A 13,780-nucleotide genomic window follows, 5' to 3' on the forward strand; every position below is an offset into this window, starting at 1 on the left:
TTCCGGCCATTTGCCGCGCCACTGTGCTTGACGATATCGCCTGCCGGGCGCGACGCTGCCGACCTCGTCGAAGGAGAAGAACAATGGACCTGTCGAGCCTGCTGCTGTTCATCCCCGCCTGCTTTGCCCTGAACATGGCGCCGGGCCCCAACAACCTGCTGTCCCTGCACAACGCCAGTCGCTATGGCCTGCGTACCGCGTGCGTCGCCGGTGGCGGACGCCTGCTGGCCTTCAGCGGCATGATCGCCCTGGCCGCCATGGGCCTGGCGGTGGTGCTGCATACCAGCGAATACCTGTTCCTGGCGATCAAGGTACTGGGCGCCGGCTACCTGTTCTACATCGCCTGGCAGCTGTGGCGGGCGCCGGTGGGCGAGGCGCTGGCGGCGGGCGAACAGCCGCGCGGTACCTGGCGGCTGGCGCGGCAGGAGTTCTGGGTGGCGGCAGGCAATCCGAAGGCCATCCTGATCTTCACCGCCTTCCTGCCGCAGTTCGTTTCGGTGGGCAGCGCCACGCCGGTCAGTCAGCAGTTTCTGCAACTGGGCGTGCTGTTCCTGCTGCTGGAGTGGGCGGCCATCGCCATCTATGCAGGGCTCGGTGCGTACCTGCAGCGCTGGTTCGAACGGCCAGGGCCACGACGGTTGTTCAACCGGGTCAGCGCCTCCCTACTGGGCTGCGCGGGTCTTGGCCTGTTGGCGGCGCGCCGCTAGAGCTGCCAGCGCGCGCCCAGGTTCACGCCGCTGGCTTCCTGCTGGCGACTATCCAGGTTGCTGCTGTACTGCACGCCGCCGTGCAGGCTCAGCGCTTGGGTCAGTTGGGCGAGCATGCCACCTTCCAGTTGTATCGAGGTGTAGCGGTAGTCGGTCTTGATTCGATCCACCCCATCGAAGGTCAGGGTGTCGCGGCCACCGTCGGCATGCCACAGGTTGACCTGTACGTAGGGCTGCAGCAGGCGCGCCCTGGTCTGGCCGAAGGCACCTTCGAGGCGCAGGCCCAGGCGCCCGGTAAGCTCCACCTGGGCGTCATGGCTGATGTGCGAGACGCTGTCGTTGGCGCTGTCGAGCGAGACCTTCTGGGCGATGAGCTGGGCCTGGGGCTCCAGGGTCCAGTGCGTGGAGAGGGCAATCGGGTAGCCGGACTCCACCGAGGCCGTCCAGGCGTGGCCGTCGATGTTCATCTTGTCGCCGCGTTGCGAGCGCGCGCGGCCATCGAGATCGGTGTACTGCAGCACGACATCGAGGTAACCGCGTTGCGGCCCGACCAGGGTCCAGTAGGCACCGATGCTGTCGCCGTCGAGCTTCAGGTCACCGACACGGCGGTCTTCCATGGCCAGGGCGAAACCTTTGACGTCGGCGTCCAGGCGGGCATGGCTCAGGTACACGCCCATCTGCTGGCGGTAACCGCCATCGCTGACCCTGGCGAACACGTCCTGGCCTACCTTGAAACCGTAGAGATCGCCGTCCAGGCTCGGACTGACCGTGCCACTCCACTGTTGACGCAATGCGCCGCCATAGGCCTGGCCCCAACTGGCCGGCAGCGTGCCTTGGCCGGCCAGCAGCTGTTGGTCGCCGTTGCGCTGATGGAACGTGCCCAAGGCCTGCCGGGCGATGATCGCCGCGCCCCGTGGCGCGGCGGCGTACACCGGTACCTCGGGACGGTACAGTGGCAAGCTCTGGCCGGCCACCGGGCTCGGCAGGTCGGGTTGGCCCGGGGCGGGGGCCTCCACGGGGGGAGCAATGGCTGTTTCGCCGGGCGCGGGCACGGGCGGGGCCACCAGTGTCGAGCGCAGGTACCAACTGTTCTCGCTGCCCGCGGTCACGCCGCCCTTGAACAGGCGGTAGTCGTAGGCACCGACCGAGAGCGTCTGGGTCTGCACGAAGGCGTCGGAGGTGCTAAGGGCTCCGTCGCGGGCCTCGACCACCTGGATGCCGTTCTGGCTTGTGGCGGCACCCGCGCCGCCAAGGTTGGCGACCTGCAGCAAGGTGGTGCCGGTGATGCTGCCCTGGCTGACCACCAGGCGGTCGGACGGGGCTGCGTCGTCTGCCAGCACACTGGCGAGCCTGAGCGTGCCGCCATCACCGGCATAGCCTCCCACGATCGTCAGGCGCCCCTGTCCATCGTTGCCAGCGCTCAGGTCGATTGTTCCCGCGTTGCGCAGTGTCGCCCTCTGGCCGCTGGCAAACGCGGATACCGTGCCCTGGCTTGAGATCAGGGTACTGCCGGTGTTGATGCCCAGCACGCCGGTGCCGCTGGCAGGATCACCCAGGACCAGCGCGTCATCCAGTGTCAGGCGGCTGTTCCCGCTCAGATCGATGGCTTCCCAATTGACATGGCGGGCTGCGCCGACCAGCTGACTGTTGTCGAATACCAGGCTGTCATTGCCCATGCCGCCATCGAGCGTGATGGACAGGGTCTGGGCATCCAGGCCCCGGATATTCGCGCGGTCGTCCCCCACGCCCATGTCGACCTGACCACCGATGCTGCCGCCTGACCAGTTGAAGACATCGTTTCCGGCACTGGCCAGCACATTGCCCGCCAGCCGGCCACCGCTGATGGTGATGTTGTCCACGCCGCCACTGGTGCTGATGTTGCCGCCGATGGTGCCGCCCCGCAGGAGGAGGGTGTCGTTGCCGAAGCCGCTCACCAGGTTGCCGTCGATGCGCGTCTGCACCGCGCTGTCCTGGGACATCTCGAAATAGTTGTCGGCGAGTTTCAGATCGACCCGGCCGATCCGACCGCCGCTGAAGATCGCGCTGTCACCGTCTTCGAAGCCGCCGATGATATGACCGTCGGACATCGTGAAAATGTCGTATCCCAGGCTCTGGTTCAGCGATTGAACGGTGCCACCGGTCATGGTGAAGGTGTCGATGTCCTGGGATTGCACGACGGCGCCGAGCGTGTCGCCCGATGACACCGTCAGCGATTCGGCGAGGCCTGGCACGGGCAGGGCGAGCAACGCCAACGAGGCGGGGGCGAACAGGCAGGCATGGCGCATCGGCAGGTCTCCATTTCCAGTCGAAATGGACCGTCGCGTGACTCAGCGCAGCGCTGTTTCGCGTCGGCCCAGGCTGACTTGTAGGTAAACACCACACGAAGAGCAACTGGCAAAAATGCCAGGTGCCAGTGCATCAGTCACGATAGAACGTTTGCACCAGATGATAGCCGAACTTGCTTTTGATCGGCCCATGCACCACGCGCAGGGGCTTCTTGAAGATCACCTGGTCGACGGCGCCCACCAGCTGGCCCGGGCGCACTTCGCCCAGGTCACCGCCACGCTTGGCCGACGGGCAGGTGGAGAACTTCTTCGCCAGGACGTCGAAGGCCTCGCCGTTGGCGATACGCTGCTTGAGCTTTTCGGCTTCGTCAGCGGTCTTGACCAGGATGTGGCGGGCTTGGGCTTTCATGGGAGTACCTGTGCTTCGGGGCGAAAAAGCCGCCATTATGCCTGATCGCGCAACTCCGCGCGGTCACGGTACTGCTCCAGCGCTTCGGGGTTGGCCAGAGCGTCGGTGTTCTTCACTGGCAGGCCATGCACCACGTTGCGGATCGCCAGTTCCACCAGCTTGCCGCTGAGGGTGCGCGGGATGTCGCTGACCTGGGCGATCACCGCCGGCACGTGACGCGGCGTGGCGTACTGGCGGATCACCTGGCGGATGCGCAGGCGCAGGGTATCGTCCAGTTGCACGCCGTCGCGCAGACGCACGAACAGCACCACGCGCACATCGCCATGCCAGTCCTGGCCGATGGCGACGCTTTCCAGCACTTGCTCGACCTTTTCCACCTGGCGATAGATTTCCGCGGTGCCGATACGCACGCCGCCGGGGTTGAGCACGGCATCGGAGCGCCCATGGATCACCAGGCCGCCACCGGGGATCTGCTCGGCGTAGTCACCCTGGCACCAGACACCCTCGAACTGGCTGAAATACGCGTCATGGTAGCGGCTGCCATCGCTGTCGCCCCAGAACCCCAGGGGCATCGACGGGAATGGCTGAACGCAGACCAGCTCGCCTTTCTCGCCACTGACCGGTCGGCCCTGGTCGTTCCATACCTCCACGGCCATGCCCAGGCCCTTGCCGGCGATTTCGCCACGCCGCACCGGCAGCAGCGGATTGCCGAGCACGAAGCAGGCGACGATATCGGTGCCTCCGGACATGGAGGCAAGGCAAACGTCGGCCTTGATCCTGGCGTACACGTAGTCGTAGCTGTGCGGCGACAGCGGCGAGCCGGTGGAGAGGATCAGCCGCAGGCTGTCCAGGCGATGCGACGTTGCTGGCTCGACCCCGGCCTGTTCCAGGGCCGCCAGGTACTTGGCGCTGGTGCCGAAGGCCTGGATGCCCTCGGCGTCGATCAGGTCCAGCAGACGCTCCGGGCCCGGGTGGAACGGCGAGCCATCGTACAGCACCAGCGTGGCGCCGACCGCCAGGCCGCTGACCAGCCAGTTCCACATCATCCAGCCGCAGGTGGTGTAGTAGAACAGCACGTCGTTGGCCTTGAGGTCGTTGTGCAGGCCGTGCTCTTTCACATGTTGCAGCAGCACACCGCCGGCACGGTGGACGATGCACTTGGGCACGCCGGTGGTGCCGCTGGAGTAGAGGATATAGAGCGGATGGTCGAAGGGCAGGGCGGTGAAGGTCGGGCTGCCGCCGGGTTTGAAGAAGTCGTCCCACAGCGCGACTCGCCGGGCCGTGAACTCATCGATCCGGGTCTGCCCACGGGTATGCGGGACGATCAGCAATTGTTCGAGGTGTGGCAGCTGGGCGACGACCTGGTTGATTTTCTCTACCTGGTCGATGGTCTTGCCCGCGTACTGATAGCCGGCGCAGGCCACCAGCAGCTTAGGGGCGATCTGCCCGAAGCGGTCGATGATGCCGTGGGTGCCGAACTCTGGCGAGCAGCTGGACCAGACCGCCCCCAGGCTGGTGGCGGCGAGCATGGCCACCAGGGTTTGCCAGGTGTTGGGCATGATCGCCGCGACACGGTCGCCGGCACCGATGCCGGCTTGCCGGTAGGCCTGCTGCAGGCCGGCGACCTCGGCGGCCAGCTGGTTGTGGGTCAGCGCCTGACGGCTGCCATCCTCCAGCACCGAGATCACGGCGGGGCGATCGTCGCGTCGGTGCAGCAGGTGCTCGGCGAAGTTCAGGGTGGCGCCGCTGAACCAGCGGGCATCGGGCATCCGTGGGCCTTCCTCGAGGATATGGGCAGGCGGTTCATGCCAGCGGACGTGGAAGTACTCGGCCAGGGTCTGCCAGAACTGTGAGCGATGCTCGACGCTCCAGCGGTGCAGGGCGGCATAGTCATCGAGCTGGAGGTTGAAGCGCAGGTTGACCCGGCGGCGGAAGGCGTCCATCCGGCTGGCTTCGATCTGGGTGGTGGAGGGGCGCCAAAGTACATCGTGCATGCCGGAACCCTCGGTATGGTCGTTGGTCCTTTCGCGGAGATTGCGCGCTCCCGCGCTGCAAACGCGCAATTCCCGCGAGGCGTCCTACTCCACTTTAGCCGCTTGTACGCCGACCACACGCGCATGTGTATTCACTGGGCGAGCCAGCCGCCATCGACGTTCCAGGCGGCGCCCCGGACCTGACTGCCGGCCTCGCTGCACAGGAACAGGACCAGCTCGCCCAGGTGCCGGGGCGTGACGAATGCCAGGGACGGTTGCTTTTCCGCCAGCAAGTCATGCTGCGCCTGCAGCGGATCGCCACCGGCGGCGGCACGGTCGTCGATCTGCTTCTGCACCAGCGGGGTCAGTACCCAGCCGGGGCAGACGGCGTTGCAGGTGACGTTGCTGGTGGCGGTTTCCAGGCCGATCACCTTGGTCAGGCCGACCACCCCGTGCTTGGCGGCCACATAGGCGGCCTTGCCGGTGGAACCCACCAGCCCGTGCACCGACGCGATGTTGACGATCCGGCCCCAGCCCCGCGCGCGCATGCCGGGCAGGACCAGGCGGCTGCCATGGAACACCGCCGACAGGTTCAGCGCGATGATCTTGTCCCAGGCCTCCACCGGGAACTGCTCGACCGGCGCCACGTGCTGGATGCCGGCATTGTTCACCAGGATGTCGATCGCGCCGAATTCGCGTTCGGCCGTGGCGAACATCTGCTCGATCTGGGCCACGTCGGAAAGGTCGGCGGGGTGATGGCGTACCTTGACGCCGTGCCGCTGGATCTCGGCGATGGCGGGGGCCGGGTCGCCAAAGCCGTTGAGCAGGATGTCGGCGCCGGCCTCGGCCAGCACCTGGGCGATGCCCAGTCCGATGCCGCTGGTGGAACCGGTGACCAGCGCGGTCTTGCCTTTGAGCGTCATGCCGTTCTCCTTCATACGATGCCGGTGGCGTAGAACGTGGCGATCACCACGAACACGGCCAGGGTCTTGATCAGGGTAATACCGAAAATGTCCTTGTAGGCTTCGCGATGGGTCAGCCCGGTCACCGCCAGCAAGGTGATCACCGCGCCGTTGTGCGGCAGGGTGTCCATGCCGCCGCTGGCCATGGCCGCCACGCGGTGCAGCACTTCGAGCGGGATGTCGGCGGCATTGGCGGCGGCGATGAAGCTGTCGCTCATGGCCGCCAGGGCGATGCTCATGCCGCCCGAGGCGGAGCCGGTGATGCCTGCCAGCAGGGTGACCGTGATGGCTTCGTTGACCAGTGGGTTGGGGATACCGCGCAGGGCGTCGGCCAGCACCAGGAAGCCGGGCAGCGAGGCGATCACCGCGCCGAAGCCGTACTCCGAGGCGGTGTTCATCGCCGCCAACAGGGCGCCGCTGACGGCGCTCCTGGTGCCTTCGGCCAAGCGTTGGCGGATCGTTCCGAAGGCGCATGCCAGCACCATCAGGATGCCCACCAGCAACGCCGCCTGCACCGCCCAGATCGCCGTGAGCTTGGCCACATCGCTCTGCACGGGTGCGGCCATGCCGGGCAGCTGCAGGGTATGGCTGGCGCCATACCACTGGGGAATCCAGTGGGTGAACAGCAGGTTCATCACGCCGACCAGAAGCAGCGGCGCCAGCGCCAGCCACGGGTTGGGCAAGGCGATGTCGTCGGCGGTTTCCGGCTCGTTGCGCAGGTTGCTGCCGTAGCCTTCACCTTTGCGCAGGGCCTTGTTGCGCTGGCGTTGCAGGTAGAGCATACCGGCGCAGAACACGAACAGCGTGCCGATCAGGCCCAGCCAGGGCGCCGCCCAGGCGGTGGTGTTGAAGAAGGTGCTGGGGATGATGTTCTGGATCTGCGGTGTGCCGGGCAGGGCGTCCATGGTGAACGAGAACGCGCCCAGGGCGATGGTGGCCGGAATCAGCCGCTTGGGGATATCGCTCTGGCGGAACATCTCGGCGGCGAACGGGTAGACCGCGAACACCACCACGAACAGCGATACGCCGCCGTAGGTGAGCAGGGCGCAGACCAGCACGATCACCAGCATCGCCTGGCGCGTACCGAGCAGGCGGATGGCGGCGGCGACGATCGAGCGCGAGAAGCCTGACAGCTCGATCAGCTTGCCGAACACGGCGCCCAGCAGGAACACCGGGAAATACAGCTTGATGAAGCCGACCATCTTCTCCATGAACACGCCGGTGAAGGCCGGCGCCACCGCGGCGGGGTCAGTGAGCAGGACGGCGCCGAGGGCAGCGATGGGGGCGAACAGGATCACGCTGTAGCCGCGGTAGGCGGCGAGCATCAGCAGGGCCAGGGCGGCCAAGGCGATGAGCACGGTCATCGGGGACAATCTCCAGCTGTTGTTTTTGTGGTTGCACAGGAGATAGCGGGAATCGTGCCACTTATTAAATTGTTGATTAATAAGGTGTATTTTCTGATTGCGGAAGATCTTGTCTCAATTTTGAGATTTTCTACCACGGGTCTCCCTCAGGACCGCCAACCCCTATGGGTGCGGGTTCACCCGCGAAGATAGACGAAGTCCTTGCCATGCCGCGCCTCGCCCTCTGAGCGGGTAAAAGACTTGCCGTATATCTCTATGGAGAGATGCGCATCTCAGTTTTGAGACGAAATGCCCAGCGCAACCATCTTCTTGTACAGGGTCGAGCGTCCCAACCCCAAGGCCTGCGCGGCTTGCGGCACATTTCCGGCATGCCGCGCCAGGGCATCCACGATCAACCCGCGCTCGAACCGCGCGCACGCTTCGCGATAATCCAGCGGCGTGGCTCGCGCTTGCACCGGGCTCAACGGCCCCAACGCATTCATCAGCTCGTGCACGCTCAGCCGCGGCTGATCCGCCAGCAAGGTCGCCCGTTCCAGCACATTGCGCAGCTCACGGATGTTTCCTGGCCAGTGATGGCGCCCCAGCAGCGCCTGCGCCTCGGGCTCCAGCTCGTATTGGCTGCCCAGCTCGCCGAGCACCGCCTCGCACAGCGCCGGCAGGTCCTCCAGGCGTTCGCGCAACGGCGGCACCTCGATCGGCAGCACGTTGAGCCGGTAGTACAGATCGGCGCGGAAGGTTCCCTGGGCCATGGCCGTCTGCAGGTCGATGGAGGTGGCGGCGATGATGCGCACATCGCTGCGCAGCATCTGGTTGGAGCCCACCGGTTCGTATTCCTTTTCCTGCAGCACGCGCAGCAGCTTGCTCTGCAGCGTCAGGGGCATGTCGCCGATCTCGTCGAGGAACAGCGTGCCGCCTTCGGCCAGCTGCAGCTTGCCGCTGCGCCCCTTGCGGTCGGCGCCGGTGAACGCGCCCGGCGCGGTGCCGAAGAACTCGGCCTCCAGCAGCGCCTCGGGGATCGCCGCGCTGTTGATGCCGACGAAGGCCTTGTGCGCCCGTGGCGAGGCGGCATGGATGGCGTGGGCCAGCAGCTCTTTGCCGGTGCCCGTTTCGCCCAGCAGCAGCACCGGCGAGTCGCTGGCCGCGCCACGACGGGCGCGACGCTTGGCCTCGAGGCAGGCAGGGCTGGTGCCGACGAACTGGGCGAAGCTGTAGCGGGCCTGGCGGGCGCGCAGCTGCGAGCGGGTCGAGGCCAGCTCCTGCTGCATGCTGGCGTAGCGCTTGAGCAGCGGCGAAAGGCTGCGCAGCTCATCGAACAGGGCAAAGCCGATGGCGCCGATCAGCGTGCCCTGGTCGTCATGGATCGGCAGGCGCATCACCACCAGCGGCTCGTTGGGCGTGTCGAGCATGTCCAGCAGGATCGGCTTGCCGTTGCTCACCACTTCGCGCATCAGGCTGCCTGGGATCACCGCCTCGCAGGGCTGGCCGATCGCCCTGGCGGCGTCCGTCAGGCCGAAGCGCCGGGCATAGCGCTCGTTCATCCAGACGATGCGCGCCTGGCGGTCGACGATGACCGTGCCTTCGCTGGACTGTTCGATGATCTCGAACAGCGAGCGGATGGCCAGTTGCCGGACCTGGGGGTAGTTCTTGAGGTTGTCGTTGTCTTGCATGGGGTGGCCTGTTGTGGAAATGGGTGCAAGCCTGTTCCGGCTGCCATTGCGGGCAGCCTTACCTTCGTGGGTCGAACGCCTCGCGCAGCGCGTCGCCGATGAACACCAGCAGCGACAGGATCAGCGCCAGGGCGAAGAATGCGGTAAAGCCCAGCCAGGGCGCCTCGAGGTGCTGCTTGCCCTGGGTCACCAGCTCGCCCAGCGAGGCGCTGCCCGCAGGCATGCCGAAGCCGAGGAAGTCCAGCGCGGTCAGGGTGGTGATCGCCCCGGTGAGCATGAATGGCACGTAGGTGAGCGTGGCGTTCATGGCATTGGGCAGGATGTGGCGCAGCATCACCTGGGTGTCCGGCAGGCCCAGGGCGCGGGCGGCCTTGACGTATTCGAGGTTGCGTCCGCGCAGGAACTCGGCGCGTACCACATCGACCAGGCTCAGCCACGAGAACAGCGCCATGATCCCCAGCAGCCACCAGAAGTCCGGCTCGACGAACCCCGACAGGATGATCAGCAGGTAGAGCACCGGCAACCCCGACCAGACTTCCAGCAGGCGCTGGCCGAGCAAGTCGACCCAGCCGCCGTGGTAGCCCTGCAGGGCGCCGGCCGTCACCCCGATCAGCACGCTGACCAGCGTCAGGGCGAAGGCGAACAGCAACGACACCCGGGTGCCGTACAGCACCCGCGCCAGCACGTCGCGGCCCTGGTCGTCGGTACCCAGCCAGTTGCGTGTGCTCGGCGGGCTGGGCGTGGGCACCTGCAGGTCGTAGTTGGGCGTGTCGGCGCTGAAGGGAATCGGCGCGAACAGCATCCAGCCGCCCTGGCTTTCGATCAGCTGGCGCACGTACTGGCTGCGATAGTCCGGCTGGAATGGCAGCTGTCCGCCGAACTGCTGCTCGGTGTAGCGCTTGAGCGCCGGGGTGTAGAGCTCGCCCTGGTAGCCGAGCAGCAGGGGCTTGTCGTTGGCCACCAGCTCGGCGCCCAGGCTGAGCACCAGCAAGCCGGCGAACAGCCACAGCGAGATCCAGCCACGGCGGTTGTCACGAAAGCGCCGCAGGCGGCGGCGGGCGATCGGCGAAAGCATCAGTGGGCCCTCGCGTCGAAGTCGATGCGCGGGTCGAGCACGGTGTAGCACAGGTCGCCGATCAGGCGGATCAGCAGCCCGGCCAGGGTGAAGATGAACAGCATGCCGAACACCACCGGATAATCCCGCGACACCGCCGCCTCGTAGCTCATGCGCCCGAGGCCATCGAGCGAGAAGATCACCTCGATCAGCAGCGAGCCTGCGAAGAACACGGTGATCAGCGCCTGCGGCACCCCGGCCACCACCAGCAGCATGGCGTTGCGCAGCACATGGCCGTAGAGCACCCGGCGCTCGCTCAGGCCCTTGGCCCGGGCGGTGACCACGTACTGGCGGGAGATTTCGTCGAGGAAGGCGTTCTTGGTCAGCAGGGTGAGCGTGGCGAACCCGCCGATCACCAGGGCGCCGACCGGCAGCACCAGGTGCCAGAAATAGTCGGCGACCTTGCCCAGCAGGCTGAGCTGGTCGAAGTCGTCGGATACCAGGCCGCGCACCGGGAACCAGTTCAACGAGGTACCGCCGGCGAACAGCACGATCAGCAGCAGGGCGAACAGGAACGAGGGCAGGGCATAGCCGATCACGATCAGCGCGCTGCTCCAGGCGTCGAAGCGGCTGCCATGGCGTACGGCCTTGCGGATGCCCAGGGGGATGGACACCAGGTAGGTGATCAGCGTGGCCCAGAAGCCCAGGGACAGGGTGACCGGCAGTTTTTCCAGGATCAGGTCGGTGACCTTGGCGCCGCGAAAGAAGCTCTGGCCGAAATCCAGCCGGGCGTACTGGCCGAGCATCAGCCACAAGCGCTCGGGGGCGGACTTGTCGAAGCCATACTGGCGTTTGATTTCCTCGATCAGCTTCGGATCCAGCCCCCGCGTGGCGCGGGATTCGCCGTGCACCACCTCGACCTTGGCGCCAGGAGCGCCCCCGCCGAGGCCCTGCAGCCTGGCCACCGCCTGTTCCACCGGGCCACCGGGGGCGGCCTGGACGATGGCGAAGTTGACCAGCAGGATCGCCAGCAAGGTCGGGATGATCAGCAGCAGGCGGCGCATCAGGTAGGCGGTCATGGCGCAGTCCCGAGCAGCTCGGTCATCTGTTGGTTGGTAAGCGCCTTCGGGCTGACCTCCCACCAGGTGTCCAGGCCTTCGTCATAGGCGGCCTGCACCTTGGGCAGGCCAAAACGGTTCCACCACACGGTCGAGCTGCCGGGCGGATAGTAGTTGGGGATCCAGTAGTAGTTCCATTGCAGCACCCGGTCCAGGGCGTGGGCATGGCGCAGCATGTCGGCCTGTGTGCTGGCGCGCACCAGGCCGTCTATCAGGCGGTCCACGGCGGGGTCCTTGAGCACCATCAGGTTGTTCGAACCCGGATCGTTGGCCGCGGCGGAGCCGAAGTAGTTGTACAGCTCGCTGCCGGGTGACAGGGTCACCGGGTAGCCGGTGACGATCATGTCGTAGTCGCGGGCCATCAGGCGGTTGACGTACTGCGCCGAATCGACGTTGCGGATGTTCATCTCGATGCCGATCTGCGCCAGGTTGCGCTTCCACGGCAGCAGCAGGCGTTCCAGGCCCGACTGACCGTTGAGGAAGGTGAAGCTCAGCGGCTCGCCTCGGGCATTCACGAGGCGGTCACCCTGTGGCCGCCATCCGGCTTCCTGGAGCAGGGCCAGCGCCTGCAGCTGCTGTGGGCGGATGAGGCCCGAGCCGTCGGTGACGGGGGCGGTGAAGACCTGGTCGAACACTGCGTCCGGCACCTGGCCGCGCAACGGCTCCAGGAGTTTCAGCTCGTCTGCGTCGGGCAGCGCCCGGGCCGCCAGTGGGGTGTTGGAGAACAGGCTCTGCTGACGGATGTACAGGTTGCGCATCATCTGCCGGTTGCTCCACTCGAAATCCCAGAGCATGCCCAGCGCCTGGCGCACGCGACGATCCTTGAACTGCGGCTGGTCCAGATTGAACACGAAGCCCTGGGCCACCTGTGGCTTGGCCGGCCCCAGATGGCCGCGCCGCAGGCGGCCATCGTCCAGCTGGGCACCGTTGTAGCCAAGGGTGAAGGCAGTGGCGGAAAACTCGCGGTTGTAGTCGTAGCCGCCGCCCTTGAGCACCTGGCGCGCCACTTCGGTGTCGCCGAAGTACTCGATGCGCAGGCGCTGGAAGTTATACAGGCCGCGCGTCACCGGCAGGTCCCTGGCCCACCAGTCGGCATTGCGTTCGAAGGTGATGCTGCGGCCATTGTCGATCCGGCTGATGCGGTACGGGCCACTGCCCACGGGCTGGTCGAAGCCGGCGCCGTTGGCGAAATCCCGCTGTTGCCAGTCGTGCTCGGGCAGCACCGGCAGGGTGGCCAGGTCGAGCGCCAGGGTTCGCGCGTGCGCTTGCCTGAGATCGAAACGCACCTGGCGCGGGCCCTCGACCGTCACCCCGGTGACGTCGGCGAACTGGGTGCGGTACTTGAGGCTACCCTTGGCCATCAGCAGCTCGAAGGTGAAGCGCACATCCTCGGCGCGCACCGGCGTGCCGTCGGCGAAGGTGGCGCGTGGGTCGAGATGAAAGCGCAGCCAGGCATCGTCCGGGCCTCGCTCCATGCGGCGGGCGATCAGGCCATACACGGTGTACGGCTCGTCGAGCGAGCGCATGGCCAGTGGCGCGTACAGCCAGCCATCGACCTGGCTGACGCCGATGCCTTTGTCGATGTACGGCAGGATATGGTCGAACTGGCCGATCTCGAGGGCCGAGCGACGCAGGCTGCCGCCCTTGGGGGCATCGGGGTTGACGTAGTCGAAGTGGCGCAAGTGTTCGGGATAGCGGGGGGCTTCACCGTAGACGGTGAGGGCGTGGGTGGGGGCGGCATGAGCCGTGGCGCTAAGGCACAACAGCATGAGCCCCCGCAAAAGTTGTGGGAGCGGGTTTACCCGCGAATGCGTCCGTGCATGCAACCTCGTTGCCGGATCTGCAGCATTCGCGGGTAAACCCGCTCCCACAGGGGCGCTCATCGGCTGCGGTGACTTAGTCCTGACGGCTGGTCACTTCGAGCAGGTGGTAGCCGAACTGGGTCTTGACCGGACCTTGAACGACGTTCAGCGGCGCGCTGAAGACCACGGTGTCGAACTCCTTGACCATCTGGCCCGGACCGAACGAGCCCAGGTCGCCGCCCTGGCGGCTGGATGGGCAGGTGGAGTTGGCCTTGGCGACTTCGGCGAAGTCGGCGCCAGCTTCGATCTGTGCTTTGAGTTCGTTGCACTTGTCTTCGCTGGCAACCAGGATGTGGCGGGCGGTGGCTCGGGCCATGGGAATTGCTCCTTGAGTTGAAAGAAGGCAAGCCTAGCGCACTTGTCAGCGACATGTCTCGCA

11 protein-coding genes are annotated in these 13,780 nt (G+C 66.3%); 1 reads left to right on the plus strand and 10 read right to left on the minus strand.

What is annotated here, in order from left to right; genetic code table 11:
- The first annotated feature begins 83 nt into the window (after positions 1–83).
- On the plus strand, positions 84–707 hold the full coding sequence (locus N7422_RS07110; protein ID WP_279805854.1) for a LysE family translocator: 624 nt from the start codon (positions 84–86) through the stop codon (positions 705–707).
- Here N7422_RS07110 and N7422_RS07115 read toward each other — a convergent pair.
- From N7422_RS07115 to N7422_RS07160, 10 genes are all read right to left on the minus strand, one after another.
- On the minus strand, positions 704–2,992 hold the full coding sequence (locus N7422_RS07115; RefSeq protein WP_279805855.1) for an autotransporter outer membrane beta-barrel domain-containing protein: 2,289 nt from the start codon (positions 2,990–2,992) through the stop codon (positions 704–706). The genes N7422_RS07110 and N7422_RS07115 overlap by 4 nt on opposite strands.
- Positions 2,993–3,125: 133 nt before the next feature.
- A complete protein-coding gene (locus N7422_RS07120) occupies positions 3,126–3,401 on the minus strand; it encodes a peptidylprolyl isomerase (protein ID WP_279805856.1) in 276 nt (91 codons plus the stop codon).
- Between the two features lie 35 nt (positions 3,402–3,436).
- Positions 3,437–5,395: an acetoacetate--CoA ligase gene (locus N7422_RS07125; protein ID WP_279805857.1), complete on the minus strand. Its 1,959-nt coding sequence runs from the start codon at positions 5,393–5,395 to the stop codon at positions 3,437–3,439.
- Positions 5,396–5,526: 131 nt separating this feature from the next.
- The gene (hbdH, locus tag N7422_RS07130; RefSeq protein ID WP_279805858.1) at positions 5,527–6,297 is read right to left on the minus strand and encodes a 3-hydroxybutyrate dehydrogenase; all 771 of its coding nucleotides are present in this window, start codon (positions 6,295–6,297) and stop codon (positions 5,527–5,529) included.
- A gap of 11 nt (positions 6,298–6,308) precedes the next feature.
- A complete protein-coding gene (locus tag N7422_RS07135) occupies positions 6,309–7,700 on the minus strand; it encodes a GntP family permease (protein ID WP_279805859.1) in 1,392 nt (463 codons plus the stop codon).
- Positions 7,701–7,972: 272 nt separating this feature from the next.
- The gene (locus N7422_RS07140; protein ID WP_279805860.1) at positions 7,973–9,367 is read right to left on the minus strand and encodes a sigma 54-interacting transcriptional regulator; all 1,395 of its coding nucleotides are present in this window, start codon (positions 9,365–9,367) and stop codon (positions 7,973–7,975) included.
- Between the two features lie 58 nt (positions 9,368–9,425).
- Positions 9,426–10,442, minus strand: coding sequence for an ABC transporter permease (locus N7422_RS07145; RefSeq protein ID WP_279805861.1), 1,017 nt, complete (start codon positions 10,440–10,442; stop codon positions 9,426–9,428).
- Entirely contained in the window at positions 10,442–11,500 is a 1,059-nt protein-coding gene (locus tag N7422_RS07150; protein ID WP_279805862.1) for a microcin C ABC transporter permease YejB, read from the minus strand. Before N7422_RS07150 ends, N7422_RS07145 begins: the two co-directional genes overlap by 1 nt.
- The gene (locus tag N7422_RS07155; protein WP_279805863.1) at positions 11,497–13,422 is read right to left on the minus strand and encodes an extracellular solute-binding protein; all 1,926 of its coding nucleotides are present in this window, start codon (positions 13,420–13,422) and stop codon (positions 11,497–11,499) included. Before N7422_RS07155 ends, N7422_RS07150 begins: the two co-directional genes overlap by 4 nt.
- A gap of 13 nt (positions 13,423–13,435) precedes the next feature.
- Complete coding sequence (locus N7422_RS07160; RefSeq protein ID WP_023632916.1) at positions 13,436–13,717, minus strand: peptidylprolyl isomerase; 282 nt, start codon at positions 13,715–13,717, stop codon at positions 13,436–13,438.
- Between the last annotated feature and the right edge of the window lie 63 nt (positions 13,718–13,780).

This window comes from Pseudomonas sp. GD04091, from assembly GCF_029836165.1.
In the GTDB taxonomy this organism is placed as follows: domain Bacteria; phylum Pseudomonadota; class Gammaproteobacteria; order Pseudomonadales; family Pseudomonadaceae; genus Aquipseudomonas.

Coding starts and splice junctions, on each gene's coding strand:
- N7422_RS07110 (WP_279805854.1), top strand. CDS start 84: ATGGACCTGTCGAGCCTGCTGCTGTTCATCCCCGCCTGCTTTGCCCTG.
- N7422_RS07115 (WP_279805855.1), bottom strand. CDS start 2,992: ATGCGCCATGCCTGCCTGTTCGCCCCCGCCTCGTTGGCGTTGCTCGCC.
- N7422_RS07120 (WP_279805856.1), bottom strand. CDS start 3,401: ATGAAAGCCCAAGCCCGCCACATCCTGGTCAAGACCGCTGACGAAGCC.
- N7422_RS07125 (WP_279805857.1), bottom strand. CDS start 5,395: ATGCACGATGTACTTTGGCGCCCCTCCACCACCCAGATCGAAGCCAGC.
- hbdH (WP_279805858.1), bottom strand. CDS start 6,297: ATGACGCTCAAAGGCAAGACCGCGCTGGTCACCGGTTCCACCAGCGGC.
- N7422_RS07135 (WP_279805859.1), bottom strand. CDS start 7,700: ATGACCGTGCTCATCGCCTTGGCCGCCCTGGCCCTGCTGATGCTCGCC.
- N7422_RS07140 (WP_279805860.1), bottom strand. CDS start 9,367: ATGCAAGACAACGACAACCTCAAGAACTACCCCCAGGTCCGGCAACTG.
- N7422_RS07145 (WP_279805861.1), bottom strand. CDS start 10,442: ATGCTTTCGCCGATCGCCCGCCGCCGCCTGCGGCGCTTTCGTGACAAC.
- N7422_RS07150 (WP_279805862.1), bottom strand. CDS start 11,500: ATGACCGCCTACCTGATGCGCCGCCTGCTGCTGATCATCCCGACCTTG.
- N7422_RS07155 (WP_279805863.1), bottom strand. CDS start 13,422: ATGAGCGCCCCTGTGGGAGCGGGTTTACCCGCGAATGCTGCAGATCCG.
- N7422_RS07160 (WP_023632916.1), bottom strand. CDS start 13,717: ATGGCCCGAGCCACCGCCCGCCACATCCTGGTTGCCAGCGAAGACAAG.